Annotated in this window: 14 protein-coding genes; 3 read left to right on the top strand and 11 right to left on the bottom strand. The window is 62.4% G+C overall.

All coding sequences use genetic code 11. The annotated features are described in order from the left end of the window. Positions 1-34: 34 nt before the first annotated feature. From C8E00_RS07145 to fliF, 6 genes are read right to left on the bottom strand one after another with little or no spacing between them, the layout of a single operon-like run. Positions 35-1,396: a flagellar hook-length control protein FliK gene (locus tag C8E00_RS07145; protein WP_133696285.1), complete on the bottom strand. Its 1,362-nt coding sequence runs from the start codon at positions 1,394-1,396 to the stop codon at positions 35-37. A gap of 12 nt (positions 1,397-1,408) precedes the next feature. Next, a complete protein-coding gene (gene fliJ, locus C8E00_RS07140) occupies positions 1,409-1,906 on the bottom strand; it encodes a flagellar export protein FliJ (RefSeq protein WP_133696283.1) in 498 nt (165 codons plus the stop codon). A gap of 34 nt (positions 1,907-1,940) precedes the next feature. Continuing rightward, complete coding sequence (gene fliI, locus C8E00_RS07135) at positions 1,941-3,347, bottom strand: flagellar protein export ATPase FliI (RefSeq protein WP_133696280.1); 1,407 nt, start codon at positions 3,345-3,347, stop codon at positions 1,941-1,943. Beyond that, on the bottom strand, positions 3,340-4,110 hold the full coding sequence (locus C8E00_RS07130; protein ID WP_133696277.1) for a flagellar assembly protein FliH: 771 nt from the start codon (positions 4,108-4,110) through the stop codon (positions 3,340-3,342). Before C8E00_RS07130 ends, fliI begins: the two co-directional genes overlap by 8 nt. Beyond that, the gene (fliG, locus tag C8E00_RS07125) at positions 4,103-5,098 is read right to left on the bottom strand and encodes a flagellar motor switch protein FliG (RefSeq protein ID WP_133696275.1); all 996 of its coding nucleotides are present in this window, start codon (positions 5,096-5,098) and stop codon (positions 4,103-4,105) included. The genes C8E00_RS07130 and fliG overlap by 8 nt, the downstream gene beginning before the upstream one ends. Continuing rightward, a complete protein-coding gene (gene fliF / locus C8E00_RS07120) occupies positions 5,091-6,914 on the bottom strand; it encodes a flagellar basal-body MS-ring/collar protein FliF (RefSeq protein ID WP_133696272.1) in 1,824 nt (607 codons plus the stop codon). Before fliF ends, fliG begins: the two co-directional genes overlap by 8 nt. Before the next feature lie 282 nt (positions 6,915-7,196). On the opposite strand from fliF, the gene fliE reads away from it, so the two are divergent. Continuing rightward, a complete protein-coding gene (gene fliE / locus C8E00_RS07115; RefSeq protein WP_133696270.1) occupies positions 7,197-7,511 on the top strand; it encodes a flagellar hook-basal body complex protein FliE in 315 nt (104 codons plus the stop codon). Between the two features lie 90 nt (positions 7,512-7,601). On the opposite strand, the gene C8E00_RS07110 is transcribed toward fliE, so the two are convergent. Continuing rightward, a complete protein-coding gene (locus C8E00_RS07110) occupies positions 7,602-8,702 on the bottom strand; it encodes an NAD(P)/FAD-dependent oxidoreductase (protein WP_166638272.1) in 1,101 nt (366 codons plus the stop codon). A gap of 62 nt (positions 8,703-8,764) precedes the next feature. Next, positions 8,765-9,700: an EamA family transporter RarD gene (gene rarD, locus C8E00_RS07105; RefSeq protein ID WP_133696265.1), complete on the bottom strand. Its 936-nt coding sequence runs from the start codon at positions 9,698-9,700 to the stop codon at positions 8,765-8,767. A 121-nt stretch (positions 9,701-9,821) separates the two neighbouring features. Between rarD and C8E00_RS07100 the strand changes: the two genes are divergently transcribed. Continuing rightward, positions 9,822-10,625, top strand: coding sequence for an amidohydrolase (locus tag C8E00_RS07100; RefSeq protein ID WP_133696263.1), 804 nt, complete (start codon positions 9,822-9,824; stop codon positions 10,623-10,625). Positions 10,626-10,634: 9 nt separating this feature from the next. Continuing rightward, positions 10,635-11,336 carry a 16S rRNA pseudouridine(516) synthase RsuA gene (rsuA, locus tag C8E00_RS07095; protein ID WP_133696260.1) on the top strand — a complete coding sequence of 234 codons (702 nt, stop codon included), beginning with the start codon at positions 10,635-10,637 and terminating at the stop codon, positions 11,334-11,336. A 73-nt stretch (positions 11,337-11,409) separates the two neighbouring features. On the opposite strand, the gene C8E00_RS07090 is transcribed toward rsuA, so the two are convergent. The 3 genes from C8E00_RS07090 to C8E00_RS07080 are packed head-to-tail and all read right to left on the bottom strand — an operon-like array spanning position 11,410 to position 15,165. Continuing rightward, positions 11,410-13,005: an ABC transporter ATP-binding protein gene (locus C8E00_RS07090; RefSeq protein ID WP_133696258.1), complete on the bottom strand. Its 1,596-nt coding sequence runs from the start codon at positions 13,003-13,005 to the stop codon at positions 11,410-11,412. Next, positions 12,995-14,098 carry an ABC transporter permease gene (locus C8E00_RS07085; RefSeq protein ID WP_133696255.1) on the bottom strand — a complete coding sequence of 368 codons (1,104 nt, stop codon included), beginning with the start codon at positions 14,096-14,098 and terminating at the stop codon, positions 12,995-12,997. Before C8E00_RS07085 ends, C8E00_RS07090 begins: the two co-directional genes overlap by 11 nt. Then, entirely contained in the window at positions 14,098-15,165 is a 1,068-nt protein-coding gene (locus C8E00_RS07080) for a microcin C ABC transporter permease YejB (protein ID WP_133696252.1), read from the bottom strand. Before C8E00_RS07080 ends, C8E00_RS07085 begins: the two co-directional genes overlap by 1 nt. Positions 15,166-15,171 lie beyond the last annotated feature (6 nt).

The raw sequence follows: 15,171 nt of genomic DNA, 5'->3' as shown, positions 1-15,171 counted from the left end.
ACGGATGTCTCTGTTGTGTTATCGGCAGCTAGGCTCAGGCATAAAGGTTAATACCCGAGGACGCGATATATTGCAGTGGCGTCTCGTTCAACAGCGGCATCTCTGTGTTCGACTCATTGGCGAGAAGCCCGCCATCGGTACCATTTCCAGCACCGGGCTGGTCTTGTTGCTCGTCGGGCTGCTGTTGAAACTGGTCTTGTTCACCGACCGAGGTTTCGCCCAGGGCAATGCCGCTATCGGCCAGGGCCTCGCGCAATTGCGGGATCGCCGCTTCCAGGGCGTGACGCACGGCACCGTGAGCGGAGAAGAACTGCACATTGGCCTGCTGCTGATCGCCCATCTTGAGCGAAACGCTCAAGGGACCTAGCTCGGCGGGATGCAGGCGCAACTCGACCTGTTGATCACCGCGTTGTGCCATGCGCACGACCTGCTGTCCCAGTGACCGGCCCCATTCGGCCATGCCGACCTGCGGCGTGAGCGTTGCGGTGGCGGAGGCACCGGCGGCACTGGCGGCGGCATTGGCGTGACCCGAGGCGCTGGCGTTAACCGAGGTAGCGTTGTGTCCCAAGCTGGTGAAGAGCGAGGTGTCGCCTTGTCGCTCCAGAGGTCGGCCTGGTGGCATCTCGCCCCCCTGGGCATTGGCGACGGCCTGGGCCTGCTGCGCCAAGGTGATACTCAAAGCCGCCGTCGGAGATGCCTGGCCATTGGTTTGCGATGCGGCCTGACCTGACGCGTGCTGTGCGTTCTGGATCAACTGGACGAGTGATGGTGCGTCCTGATCGGCGTTCGTGGCGGCATTGGTGAGTCGCGCCACGAGGTCCCGATGCGAGGTGGCATCGCCCGCGGCGTGTTGCGAGGCACTGGAGGATTGCTGGATGAGCAGCATGCGTTGCTGGATGTCACCGAGCGACAGGTCGCCATTCCGGTTGGCCAGCGCGCCAGCGCTCCCCTGGGAGACACTGGTCGCCCCCGTTGTGGGCATTTGGGCACTGAGCAAGGCGGCGAGAGCTTGTGCCGAATCGCTTTGCTGTGTATCACCGCCCAGCGTTTGCTGTATTTCCGCCAGGCGTTGGGTCAGGGCGTCGAGTTGGCTGGCGTCACCGCTTTCGAGCCAGTCGCTGAGGAGCTTGGCGTCATGGCTGTCTTGCATCAACACGCCGAGTGCCGCCGCGAGATCGCTCCCGCCGCCCTGCAGTGTATCGTGCTTGGAAGGCAGCGGTGTGTCGCTGGCTACACGCTTGACCTCCGAGCCGCCACGGGCCTTGCCCAAGAGGCTAGCGAACGGCGAGGCACTGTCTTCGCTACTCGTGCCATTGCGCGATTCGCCAGCGCTACCGTGAGAAGTTACGGAGGCTTGATGACTGCCTTGAAGGGTGTTCAGCAGGGCAATATCCATGTGCGTGCCTCGTCAAAAGCGGTCATTGGAATGTGAGGTGTCCGTCGCGGTGACGCCGAGACCCCGATCGTTTTTTTGCTGGCGCGACATGCGCGCCGACATTTCATCGAAAAGCTGCTGCTCACGCCGTATGGCACGTTTCTGCTCGGACTGTTCGCGACGTGAGACCAGCGTATCGTATGTATTGAGCTTGCGCTTCTCGCCTTGCCACGCTTGCTGCTGACGGTCGAGCTGGCGCTGCTGGTCGTTGAGCGCCTTGCGTTGACCGGCGATGGCCTGGTCGAGGGAGGCGAGGAACTGCTGGTAATTGTGCCAGTTGGCGGGTTCGATGCCTTTTTCCATGCTCGCGTCGAGGCGCTGACGGTACTCGTGCCGATAGTTCAAGAGCTGGTCCAGGCGTTGCTGCGCTTCCTGCAGGCTGCGCTGGGAATGTCCCACCGACCGTGCCGCTTGATCGCAGGTTTCTTGTGCCAATTCCTTGAGCGTGGTGAGCGGTGAGCGTGCGTTCATGAAAGCTCCTTACCGCGATGCAGAGTGAATGACATCAGCGCGTCTCCGGAAATAGCGATGCCAGGGTGTCCAGGGTCGCGTTGACATCGGCCTGTTCGCCGATTCCTTGTTGAAGGAAACCTTCGAGACGCGGATACAGGGCGACGGCGCGATCGAGCTGCGGATCGTGGCCCGCGGCATAGGCGCCGACACTGATCAGGTCGCGATTGCGTTGATAACGCGAGAAAAGCTGCTTGAAACGTTGCGCGCGGCGTTGGTGAACCCCGTCGGTGATGGCGGTCATCGCACGGCTGATCGAGGCCTCGATATCGATGGCGGGGTAGTGTCCGCTCTCCGCCAGATCCCGTGAGAGGACGACGTGACCATCGAGAATCGCGCGCGCGGCATCGGCGATGGGATCTTGCTGATCATCGCCCTCGGTGAGCACGGTATAAAAAGCGGTGATCGACCCGCCGCCGGGTTTGCCGTTGCCGGCGCGTTCGACCAGCCCCGGCAAGCGCGCGAAGACGGAAGGGGGATAGCCCTTGGTGGCCGGCGGTTCGCCCACGGCGAGGGCAATCTCGCGCATGGCCATGGCATAGCGTGTCAGAGAGTCCATGATCAGCAGGACGTTACGCCCCTCGTCGCGGAAGCCTTCGGCGATGCGCGTGGCATAGGCGGCACCTTGCAGGCGCTGCAGCGGCGACACGTCGGCGGGCGCGGCGACGACCACGGCGCGCTCGCGCCCCTCGGCGCCGAGGATGTTTTCGATGAAGTCCTTGACCTCACGGCCACGCTCGCCGATCAGGCCGACGACGATGACATCGGCCTGGGTGTAGCGCGACATCATGCCCAGCAACACACTCTTGCCGACCCCGGAACCGGCGAATAGCCCCATGCGCTGTCCACGGCCCACGCTCAACAGGCCGTTGATGGCACGAATGCCGACATCGATGACGGACTCGATCGGGGCGCGGTCGAGGGGATTGATGGGGCGCGTGTTCAAGGTGGCATGCGGCGCATGCTCCAGTGAGCCCTTGCCGTCGAGCGCGCGACCATTACCGTCGAGCACCCGACCGAGAAGCGCCTCACCGAGCGGGAAACGGCGCGCGCTGGCAGCATCGTGCTGGTTGCTGCCCAGGGTCAGCACACGCGCGCCCGGTACCAGGCCCTGGGTATCGCCGAGCGGCATGAGAAACAGTCGATCGCCGGCAAAGCCGACCACTTCGGCTTCGGCATAGTCGGTATGCCCGTGCTGGGCGAGTTCCACCAGGCAAGCGCTTCCCAGCGGCAGGCGCAAGCCGGTCGCTTCGAGCACCAGCCCGGTGGCACGCACGATCTTGCCGTGGGGACGGCGTGAATCCAGCCCCTCGATACGCTGCGCGACCTTGCCCAGGGCGCGCTGCCAATGGGCGCCGTGGACGGTCGCGTCGTGCGTGTCGGCAAGATGCGTTTCAGTCATCACCGGCCTCCGACCCCGTTGCCGGGGAGGGCGAGACATGGCGTTGGCGACGCTGATTCAGCGCGGTTTGCCAGCGGGTCTCGAGGGTGGCATCGAGCCCGCCGGTAGCGCTTTCGGCGCGGCATCCGCCGCGTTGCAACGCAGCGTCTTCGTGCAGCGTCCAGTGTGCTGCTTCGAGCTCGTTGCCCAAGTGATCGTTGACCAGCGTCAGATCGTCGGGATGCAGCCACAACTGAGAGGGACCATCGAGCACGGGCTCTTCATGGAGCAACTGGCGCACCAGCGTCACGACATGTTCCGGGGTCGCGGCCAATGCTTCGTCGGCTAGATGCTTGCCGGTGAGCATGGCCAGCTCGACAAGCTGATCGGCAAGCTGGGTATCCATGGCATCCAGCGCGGCACGAAACTCGCTGGCCAATTGGCCGAGCGGGGCGAGCGCGTCGTCGAGTTGGCGCTTGGCTTCTTGCTCGCCGGCTTCGCGACCTTCCTGGAGGCCTTGTTCGTAACCTGCTTGCCGGCCTTCTGCGAAGCCGGCGTCGTAGCCTTCACGGTGGGCAATGTCGCGGGTCTTGCGGTGCAATGCCGCGCGCTCTTCGGCGAGACGCTGGCGCTGTTGGCGTCGGCGCTGCTCGAGGCGTTGCGCATGGTCGCGCGCATCGCTGCCTTCGGCATTCTCGCGCGAGAGCTCGTCCATGCGCCAGGGACGCCAGCGTTGGTCGTCCGGCGTATGAATGACATCGTCGGATAGCGGTTTGTCAGACATAACTGTCGTCGCCTCCGCTCAGTACGATTTCGCCGTTGTCGGCGAGACGGCGAACGATCTGGAGAACCGCTTTCTGTTCGGCCTCCACTTGCGATACGCGCACCGGGCCGCGCGCTTCGAGGTCTTCCCGCAGCAGGGTGGCCGCGCGTTGCGACATGTTCTGGGTGATCTTTTCGACCAGCGCTTCCTGGGCCCCCTTGAGGGCCACCACCAACGAGTTGGTGTCGACTTCCTTGAGGATGAGCTGGATGCCGCGGTCGTCGATGTCGAGGATGTTCTCGAACAGGAACATCTCGTCGATGATGCGTTGAGCCAGATCGTCGTTGTGGGCGCGAACGGCGTCGATGACCAGCTCTTCCTGGGACGAGTTCATCAGATTGAGAATCTCGGCCGCGGTTCTCACGCCGCCCATCTTGCTGCGTTTGACATTCTGGCCGTCGAGCATGCTGCCAAGCACTTCGGTGAGCTCCTGCAAGGCGGCCGGTTGCACACCACTAAAGGTGGCGATACGCAGCACGACATCGTTGCGCAGTTTCTCGTCGAGCTGTTCGAGCACGTCGGCGGCCAGGTTGCGATCCAGATGGATGACGATGGTGGCGATGATCTGCGGGTGCTCGTCGCGAATCAGCTCGGCCACGGTCGTGCTTTCCATCAGGTTCAGCGCGTCGATACCCGAGGCGGAGCCCGTGGTCTCGAGGATGTCCTCGATCAGGCTGTTGGCACGTTCGCTGCCCAGTGCCTTGGTGAGCACGGTACGAATATGCTCGCTGCTGTGCAGGTTGACCGCCGAGAACTGCTCCATTTCGTCATGGAACTCATTCAAGGCCTCTTCCATCTCCTCGTGCGAGATCTGGCTCAGCGAGGCCATCTCCAGGCTGATTTCCTGGACTTCCTTGTTGCTGAGGTACTTGAAGACCTCGGCAGCGCTGTCCTCGTCCAACGAGAGCAGCAGAATTGCGCTTCGGCGAGCGCCACTCATCTTACTCATGGGAACTCATCCAGCCTCTGACGATCATGGCGACGAGACGCGGGTCTTCCTGGGCGATCTCACGTACGTCACGGAGGTTTTGTTCATAACTGGCCGAGCGGCGCTCGCGACGCTTCTGTGGCGGCGCCGGCGTTTCTTCCTCGGCGCCGGTGCCTTCGGCAGCAGTGGCGGCGTAGGCCTCGGCACCTCCGCCGGTACCCGCCGTGGCACCGGCGGGGCTCGGCGTGGCCGGCGTGAAGGCGGGACGTTCACTCTGACGTTGGATCAGTGGGCGTAGCACCTTGAACCACAGGAACAGGGCGACCAGACCAATCAGCAGGTATTGGCCCAGCGTGGCGGCCAATGACCAAAGCCGGGGAGACTCCCACCACGGTGCTGCGGGGCGCTGTTTGGACGTTTCTTCGAAGGGCGAATTGACGACTTCGAGCTGATCGCCGCGAGCTGCCGAGAACCCAATCGCCTGCTGGGCAAGACTACGGATGTTGGCGATTTCTTCGTCGCTCAGCGGCACGCGGGTGGGGTTGCCGTCTTCGTCGACGCCGTCGCGGTAGTCGATCACGATGGCGGCATTGAGACGTTCGATGGTGCCGGTCTGCCGCTGTATATGCTGAACGGTACGATCGACTTCATAGTTGATGGTCTGGTTGCTGCTCGTGCGTCCTTGCGAGGTTTCTTCCTGCGCCGCAGCGTTGCCACCACCTTGTGCGTCTTCCCCTTGGGCGGCGTCCGCCTGAGCGGCGTTGCCGTCGTTGCTTTGATTGCCTTCATCATCGGCCTGAGGAGCGTTGATGGGAGAAGCCGCGATACCTGGAGGTTGATTGCTCAGTGCGCCGGGAATGCCCATCGCCAGGTTGCCGGCGCCGGTGTAGCTGACGTTGGTTTGCTTGCTGCGTACGGCGGCTTCATTGGGCGGCTGATTGGGGTCGTAGATTTCGCGGGTGGATTCACGCTTGGAGAAGTCGAGTTGTGCGGAGACTTCGGCCTTGACGTTGCGCGCACCGACGATGGGCGCCAGGATCGACTCGATGCGCTTTGCATAGTTGCGTTCGATGCGCGCGGCGTAATCCAGCTGTGAGCCGCTGAGCACGCTGTTGCCATCATTGGCTGGAGAGAGTAGGCGTCCTGATTGATCGACCACCGTCACGGCGCTGGTGGCAAGCTCGGAGACGCTGCTCGAGACCATGTGCATGATGGCTTGTACCTGGCCCTCGCCGAGCACGCGCCCGCGCTGAAGGTCGAGGACGACCGAGGCACTGGCGGGTTCGCTTTCACGCACGAAAACCGAGGGTTTGGCCATGGCCAGGTGAACGCGAGCGCTGGAAACCGGACCCAGGGCTTCGATGGTGCGGGCAAGCTCGCCCTGAAGGGCGCGCTGATAATTGACATGTTCGTTGAATTGGCTAATGCCGAAGTCTTGTCTGTCCATCAGCTCGAAGCCGACGCCGGAGGCTTCGGGCAAGCCTTGCTCGGCGAGCAATAAGCGCAACCTGTTGACCCGGTCGGCGGGCACCAACAGGGCTTGGCCGTTCTCGCTGAATTGGTAAGGCACGCCCATGCTGTCGAGTTCGGTGACGATCTTGCCGCCATCTTTCTGCGTGAGCGTCGAATAGAGTACGCGATACTCGGGCGAGCGCGCCCAGAGCAGCAAGACGGCAATGATCGCGACGCACACGGCGGCGGCGATGATCAGCGGTACCCGCGGATTGCCTCGCAAGCGGTCGATGAACGATTGGGCGTTGGCCGGGGCGGCACTGCCCTGGCGCTGTCCTGACGTCCCTTGATTGGCCTCGTTCGAGGAGGATGCTGCTGTGCTCATGTCATCCTCCGGCGACGCCGGGGTAGGCACTGAAACGGTCCAGCGGCAAGCATGGGGATGTCCAACTCCAGAATTCTGCGCATCGTTTGATGCCTCGTAAGACGGTGCGATCAATACCGTAGTGAGGCGTATGTATGATGACGGCTATTATGTGGAGCTATGAAAACCATAAAGGGCGGAAAAGCCGATATTTTAGGTCCCAATTGTCAATATGACGCATGCGGATTTGCTGGTAGGGTGCGTCAACGTATCCTTGAGCTGTTCGAACGGCGGAGAAAAGTCATGAGTGCACCGGCCATTTCCCAGGCGCTTCAGCAAATGCAATCCCTGGCTAATCAGGCGGCGGGTAATTCTACCCCTGCAACAGCAGGCAGCGGTGGCTTTACCGGTGAGTTGTACAGTGCGATCTCACGGATCAATAGCTTGAAGCAGAGTGCCAACACTCAAGCCAAGGCGTTCGAGGCGGGGGCGCCGGGCGTGGAGCTCAATGATGTGATGGTCGACATGCAAAAGGCTAGCATTGCCTTCGAAATGGGCACGCAGGTTCGCAATCGCTTTGTGACGGCGTATAAAGATGTCATGAACATGCAGGTGTGACACCTGAGCGTATCGGCCAGTGCCGCCAGTGCGGCGGCCCGTGTGTCCTGGTCTGCATCGAGCTGATGCATCCTGCCAAACCGTCATCACCTAACGATAGAGCCGCAAGAAACGCCTATCGATATAGCGCTTGAGCCGCAAGGCCAAGCGACCGCCTAGCCAGTGTTTCCCGTAAAGTGCCAATCCCCTGTCGTGCATGTCCACGATGGCCAGCGCCGTGGCCGGTGGGTGGTACGCGTCCAGTGGCGTTCCATTCTGCAAGGCCATCAGATTCTTCAGCAACACGGGCCCCTGACGGACACCTTCGACGCCGCGCTTGGGCAGGGGGGAATCGGTCAATGAGGCGCAGTCACCGACGGCGAAGATGGTCGCGTGGGCCTCGCTTTGTAGTGTTGACTTGATACGGATGCCGTTATCGTCCAGGGCCAGCGGCAGGTCGGCGACGCAGTAAGCCGGTCGTAATCCCGTGGCGAGAACGATGTCATCGGGTGAGAAGTCTAGGGTGTCGAGCCATTCGGCGCCGTCATCGAACGCGATGTCGGGTTGCCATTCGACGCCCAGGCGTGTGAGTTGCCGGCTGGCCCAGCGGGCTGCGGCATCCGGTGCGGCGGGCAAGAGGCGTGAGTGGCGGGTGACGAGCCGAATGTCGTTGGCAACGCCGAGTTGTTGGCTCAGACCCGCTAGATTGGCGGCCATTTCCACCCCCGACGGCCCGCCGCCTACCACGACCATGCGCAAGACTCGGTGTCGCTGTGCCGCGTCGAGCACATGCTGGCGGAGTGCGTCGAGGCGTTCGATCGGCTTGACATGCCAGTAGCGCGCGTCCCCCCAGGTGGGCACGGTCGATCCGCTGGCGGTGGGGGGGACGATGTCGCTACCGACATTGAGCGAGAGAACATCGAAGGCGATGTGTTGACCGTCGGCGAGGAACACATGCTTGGTGTGTACGTCGAGTGCCACGAAAGGGGCGGTGACATGCTCGATGCCATGGCGTGTGGCGAGGGCGGCGATGTCGAGGCTGCAAGTGTCACGCGGTGCGCCACTGAGGAGGCGTGCGGCCCTGCCCGAATACCAGAAACGCGTGGGCGCCACGAGTGTGATGCGATAGCCTGCACGCTGCAGTGTGTCGGCGTGTGTCAGTAAGTGGAGGTGTGCGTGACCGGCACCCACCAGTACCAGGTGCGTTGTCATGAAGGCGTATTTCCTCGAGCCGTGCATTCACTCTAGATGATGAGGGCGCAATGGTGCTCGCTTTATCTGGCGCCAGCGTGTCGTTCTTGCCAAGCGGAAAACGAGTATAGCGCCAGCCCGAGCCAGATGAGAATGAAGGTCATGAGCTGTAGCGTGCCCAATGGCTCGCGGAAGATCACCAATGCGATCAAGAATTGCAGTGTGGGGTTGATGTACATCAAGAATCCCACGGTCGAGAGCCGCAAGCGCCGAGCGGCGCCGGCGAAGGCCAGCAACGGCAATGCGGTGAGGGCACCGCTCGCTATCAACAGCGCCGTATTGTGTACGTTGCCGCCAAAATGGGAAATCCCCGCCATCTCGAACCAGGCCACGGCGAGCAAGCCGAGGGGCAGGAGTATCAAGGTCTCGACGAAGAGTCCCGACAGACCATCCAGACTGACCTGTTTGCGTAACAGCCCATAGGTACCGAAGCTGAGGGCAAGACAGATGCTGATCCACGGCAGGCCGCCGAGTCCCACCAATTGAACGCCGATGGCGACGATGGCGATCGCCACCGCGGCGCTTTGCAGGCGTGACATTCGCTCACGCAATATCAGCATGCCCAACGCTACGTTGACCAGCGGGGTCATGAAATAACCAAGACTGGCCTGGAGCACATGGTGGCTTTCCACGGCGTAGATGTAGATCCCCCAGTTGAAGCCTATGAGCAGGGCGCAGCCGAGGACGCGTGCCAGCAGGCGCGGCGCGCGCAAGGCCGTTCTGATCGGTCGCCAACGCCCCAATGCGGTCACCACCAAGACCAGGAAAAGACATGCCCAGAGAATACGGTGGGTGAGAATCTCCCAGGCGGGCACGCCATCGAAAAGTGCGAAAAAAAGTGGGAAGCAGCCCCATAGCGTATAGGCGGTGACGCCGAACGTGACGCCCTTGACGGCATCTGTATCGGCGGCTGTCCTGGTTGAGGCCAGCGTGTCTTGCAGGGGATTCTCGCGCGTCATGGGAATCTCACCGTGGGAGGACCAAAGCGAATGGGAAAACGCTAAACTAACATGGACGAAAGAGACTTGCCGCCGCCTCGCGCAGGCCTTCAAACTGGACATTCAATACGGGAGGTGTGTGATGAGTGAACTGCGTACCACCCTGGTGCAGGCCGACCTGCGCTGGGAAGACCCTCAAGCCAATTGCCGCTTGCTCGGGGAGCGCCTGGGCACGCTCTCGTCGGATACCACGGATTTGATCGTGCTGCCGGAGATGTTCGCCACGGGGTTCACCATGAACTCTCGCGAGATGGCGGAACCCATGGCACAAAGCGCCACCGTCGCCTGGATGGTCGAGCAGGCCCGTCAGCGTGGCTGCGTGGTGACAGGCAGTGTCGCCGTGGTCGAGGATGGCGAGTATTTCAACCGTCTCGTCTGGGCGCGCCCGGATGGCGATATCACGCATTACGACAAGCGACATCTGTTCCGCATGGCCGGCGAGCATGAGCGCTATGGCATGGGCAGCGAGCGCGTCATCGTCGAACTCAAAGGGGTTCGGCTGTTGTTGAGCGTCTGCTATGACCTGCGATTTCCTGTATGGCTGCGTCAGCAGCCCGCACCGGACGAGCATTTCGAGTATGATGCGCTGCTGTGCGTGGCCAATTGGCCCGCACCACGCCGTCAGCCCTGGCGCACCCTGTTACAGGCGCGCGCCGTCGAAAACCTGTGCTATGTGATCGGTGTCAATCGTGTGGGAGAAGATGCCAAGGGGTTGGCGTATGCGGGCGACTCGATGCTCGTCGACTTCAAGGGCGAGCCCCTGATCGATGAGCCGCGTGACGTCCCTTTCATGCGTACCGGTCACCTGGATCGCCAGGCGCTGAGTACATTCCGTGACAAATTTCCGGCCTGGATGGACGCCGATCGTTTCCAGGTCGAGGAGTGAATTCCCTGCATGCGTCTCGACCGTTTTTTAAGTGAAAGTACCGAGCTGACGCGCTCGCTGGCCAAGAAAGCCCTGCACCGCGGCGAGGTCGAGGTGGATGGTGAGGTGATCAAGAATGCCGCCTTCAAGCTCGACGACAAGCAGGACGTACGCTGGATGGGGGCGCCCTTGTCCTTGGTGGGCGTGCGGTATCTGATGCTCAATAAGCCCACCGGCTATGAATGCACGACACGGCCGGGGCGCTACCCCTCGGTGATCGAATTGCTGGATGTCACCAAGCCCGGCCGCTTGCATACGGCGGGGCGTCTGGATGTCGATACCACCGGGCTCGTGTTGATCACCGAAGACGGCCAATGGTCGCATCGGCTGACTTCGCCCAAGCGACGTTGCGACAAGCATTACCTCGTGACGCTGGCGCGGCCGCTGGCGGAAGGAGCGGAGCACCTCCTGGCTGAGGGATTGATGCTGGAAGGGGAAGACAGGCCGACACTGCCGGCGCGCCTCGAACGTCTGCCGGCGTCGGATGAGGGCGAGAGGGTGCGGTTGGTCATTCAGGAGGGCCGCTACCATCAGATCAAGCGCATGTTCGCGGCGCTGGATAACGCGGTAGTGGCATTGCACCGTGAGCAAATCGGCGACATCGCGCTCGACCCGTCACTGGCGCCGGGCGATTGGCGGGAGCTTACCGAGGCCGAAGTGGCGTCCATCTAATTTATACCGTTATCTTCATGCTCGTTCAACGATCCATAACCTGACAACGCCGTCATGACCCGCCCAAGATTGGCTAGGGGGCGAAGGACAGTCCTGAGGCGTCGAGCAGGCGTTTGGTATACGCCTCGCGCGGTTGCCCGAGGAGGGACTCGCAAGCGCCTTGTTCGACGATCTCGCCGTCTTTGAGCACCACGATTCGATGCGCCATGGCGCGCACGACGGCGAGATCATGACTGATGAACAGATAACTCAAGGAGCGTCGCGCTTGCAGGTCGCGCAGCAAATCGATGAGCTGCTTCTGCACGCTGCGGTCGAGTGCGGATGTCGGTTCGTCGAGCACCACGAGATCGGGTTCGAGAATGATGGCGCGTGCCACGGCAATACGCTGGCGCTGGCCGCCCGAGAATTCATGCGGATAGCGCGCCGCGCAATCCGCCGGCAGGCCGACTTCCTCCAGGGTGGTGGCGACCCGCTGCTCGACGTCCGCGTCGCTGAGTGTCGGGTGATGGAAGCGAAGTCCTTCGCTGACGATATCCATGACGGGCATGCGTGGCGAGAGCGAGCCGTAAGGGTCCTGGAAAACGATCTGAAAGCGCCGCCGCCGACGGCGTAGCGCGTTGCCGCGTAATGTATCCAGGCGTTCACCATCGAAGCGAATCTCGCCGTCGGCGGTGGCCAGGCGTAGCAGCGCTAACGCCAGGGTGGTCTTGCCGGAGCCGGATTCCCCGACCAGGCCCAGGGTTTCGCCGCGCGCCAGGGTGATATCCAGCGGCTGAACGGCCACGAAGGGGGCGGGGCGGCGTCCGAACCAGGACTTGCTGCGTGCGAAAGAGACGCCGAGATGGCGTGCTTCGAGCAGCACCTCGCGTGCCGGTGGCAACGGTGCGGCGTGGCCCTCGGGATGGGCGTCGAGCAGATGTCGGGTATAGGCCGCGCGGGGGGCATCGAAGACACGTGTGACACTGCCGCTTTCGACGAGCCTGCCGTGCTGCATGACATGCACGCTGTCAGCATGACGACGCACCAGGTTGAGATCGTGGGTAATGAACAGCATGGCCATGCCATTGGCGTCGCGTAGTCGCGCCAGCAAGGCCAGGATATCCTGCTGTACGGTGACATCGAGCGCCGTGGTCGGCTCGTCGGCGATGAGCAGTTGCGGTGCATTGGCGATGGCCATGGCGATCACCACGCGCTGGCGTTGCCCGCCCGACAGCTGATGCGGATGCGCCTCGAGCAGTTCATCGGGACGCGGCAGCTGTACTTCCACGAGCAGCTCCCGGGCGCGTTGGCGGGCGGCCCGGCCGCGCAACCCTTGATGAAGACGCAGGGTTTCGCCGAGCTGCTTGCCGACCGTGTGCAAGGGGTTGAGCGAGGTCGTGGGCTCCTGGAACACGAAGCCGACTTGCCCCCCGCGCAGCGTATTCCAGCGCCGCGGCGAGAGGCCTTCGAGCGACTCTCCGCAGAGTCGACGTCCGCCCTCGACATGCGCGCCAGGCGGCAGCAGATCGAGGGCGCCCAGGGCGGATACCGACTTGCCGGAGCCGGACTCACCGACCAATGCGGCGGTTTCGCCCCGCCTTATGGTGAATGACAGGTCTTCGACGACGCGCATGTCGCCGAAGGCGATGCTCAGCGCATCGAGCTCGAATACCACGTCGTCATTGACCATGTGCGGTTCTCCCGGGTAGATCGTCGGTATCGGCGGAGGTCGACGTGATGGTGCTGGGTACGTGGCGCGGGTCGAAGGCATCGCGCAGCCCTTCGCCGATGAAGACCAGCAGCGACAGCATGATCCCGAGACTCAGGAACGCCGTGATGCCCAACCAGGGCGCCTGAAGGTTGTTCTTGCCCTGGGCGACGAGTTCACCCAAGGAGGGCGAGCCGGGTGGCAGGCCGAAGCCCAGGAAATCCAGCGCGGTGAGGGTGGTGATCGCCCCGGTGAACAGAAACGGGATGAAGGTCAGGGTGGCGACCATGGCGTTGGGTAGCACATGGCGCCACATGATCAGGCGCGAAGGCAGCCCCATGGCACGCGCTGCACGCACGTACTCGAGATTGCGTGCGCGCAGGAATTCGGCGCGCACGATGTCGACCAGCCCCAGCCATGAAAACAGCAACATGATACCCAGCAGCCACCACAGGTTGGGCTGTACCAGGCTGGCGAGGATGATCAGCAGGAACAGCACCGGCATGCCCGACCAGATTTCGATGATGCGCTGGCCGATCAGGTCGACCTTGCCGCCGAAATAGCCTTGAACGCCGCCGAACAAGACCCCGAGCACCATGGAACCCACCGTCAATATCACCGCGAAGACCACCGATAGGCGAAAGCCGTAGAGCACGCGAGCGAAGACGTCGCGGCCGTGATCGTCGGTTCCCAGCCAGTGGCGTGCCGAGGGCGGTGAGGGCGCAGGACCTTCTAGCTCACGATCCAGCGTGTCGTAGGAGAAGGGCACGAGCGGCCATAGCATCCAGCCCTGCGATGTTATGTTTTCCCGAACGACGGGGTCGCGATAGTCGGCCGTCGTCGGCAGAAAGCCACCGAACTCGGTTTCGGGATAATCGAAGACCACCGGGGCGTACCACTGGCCCTGGTAGTGCATGACGAGAGGCTTGTCGTTGGCGATCAGCTCGGCGCCCAGGCTGGCGATCAACAGCAGGGCGAAGGCCCACAGCGACCACCAGGCACGCCGGTTACCGCGAAAGATTTGCCAGCGGCGGCGTGCGATGGGCGAGGCTCGAAAGTGCCGGCGAACTGTCATCACGCCCCCCGTGTCGCGAAGTCGATGCGCGGGTCGACCCACACATAGGTGAGGTCCGAGATCAGCTTGAGCACCAAACCGATCAAGGTATAGAGATACAGCGTGCCGAAGATGACCGGATAGTCGCGCTGCATGACCGCCTCGAAGCCGAGCAACCCAAGGCCGTCGAGCGAGAAGATGACCTCGATCAACAGCGACCCGGTGAAAAAGATCCCCACCAGTGCCGAGGGAAGTCCCGCGATGATGATCAACATGGCATTGCGGAACACATGACCATAGAGCACGCGATGCTCACTGGCGCCCTTGGCACGCGCGGTGAGCACGTATTGCTTGTGGATTTCATCGAGGAAGCTGTTCTTGGTCAGCATGGTGAGGGTGGCGAAGCTGCCGATGGCCGAGGCCAGCACGGGCAGTGCGATGTGCCAGAAATAATCCTGGATCTTGCCCCACCAGGAAAGATCGGCAAAGTCCGGTGAAGTCAGTCCGCGCAGTGGAAACCAGTCCAGGTAGCTGCCACCGGCGAACACCACGATCAGAAAAATGGCGAACAAGAACCCCGGCACGGCGTAGCCCACGATGATCAGCCCCGACGTCCAGACATCGAAGCGCGAGCCGTGGCGCAGGGCCTTGCGTATGCCGAGCGGTATCGAAATCGAATACACCAGCAGCGTCGTCCAGAGCCCCAGTGAGATCGAGACCGGCAAGCGTTCGACGATCAGGTCGATCACCGGCCGCCCGCGGAAGAAACTCTCGCCGAGATCGAAGGTGGCGTAATTGGCCAGCATGTCGAAGAAGCGTTCCACGGGGGGCTTGTCGAAACCGAATTGCTTCTCTAGTGCCGCTTCCAGGCGCGGGTCGATACCGCTTGTGCTGCGGGTATCGCCGCTGGATGTCTCGCCACCGCTTTCCAGTCGCGTGCTGGCATTGCTGTCCATGCCCTGGAAGCGGGCCAGCATCTGGTCGATGGGACCGCCCGGCGCCATCTGCACGATGATGAAATTGAGCAGCAAGATACCCAGCAAGGTGGGAATCATCAGCAGCAGGCGGCGTAGAATGTAGTTAGCCACGATATT

The organism is Chromohalobacter marismortui, from assembly GCF_004364315.1.
Taxonomy (GTDB): Bacteria; Pseudomonadota; Gammaproteobacteria; order Pseudomonadales; family Halomonadaceae; genus Chromohalobacter; species Chromohalobacter marismortui.
The sequence above is the reverse complement of the archived record's forward strand: the minus strand, read 5'-3'. Positions and strand labels throughout refer to the sequence as shown.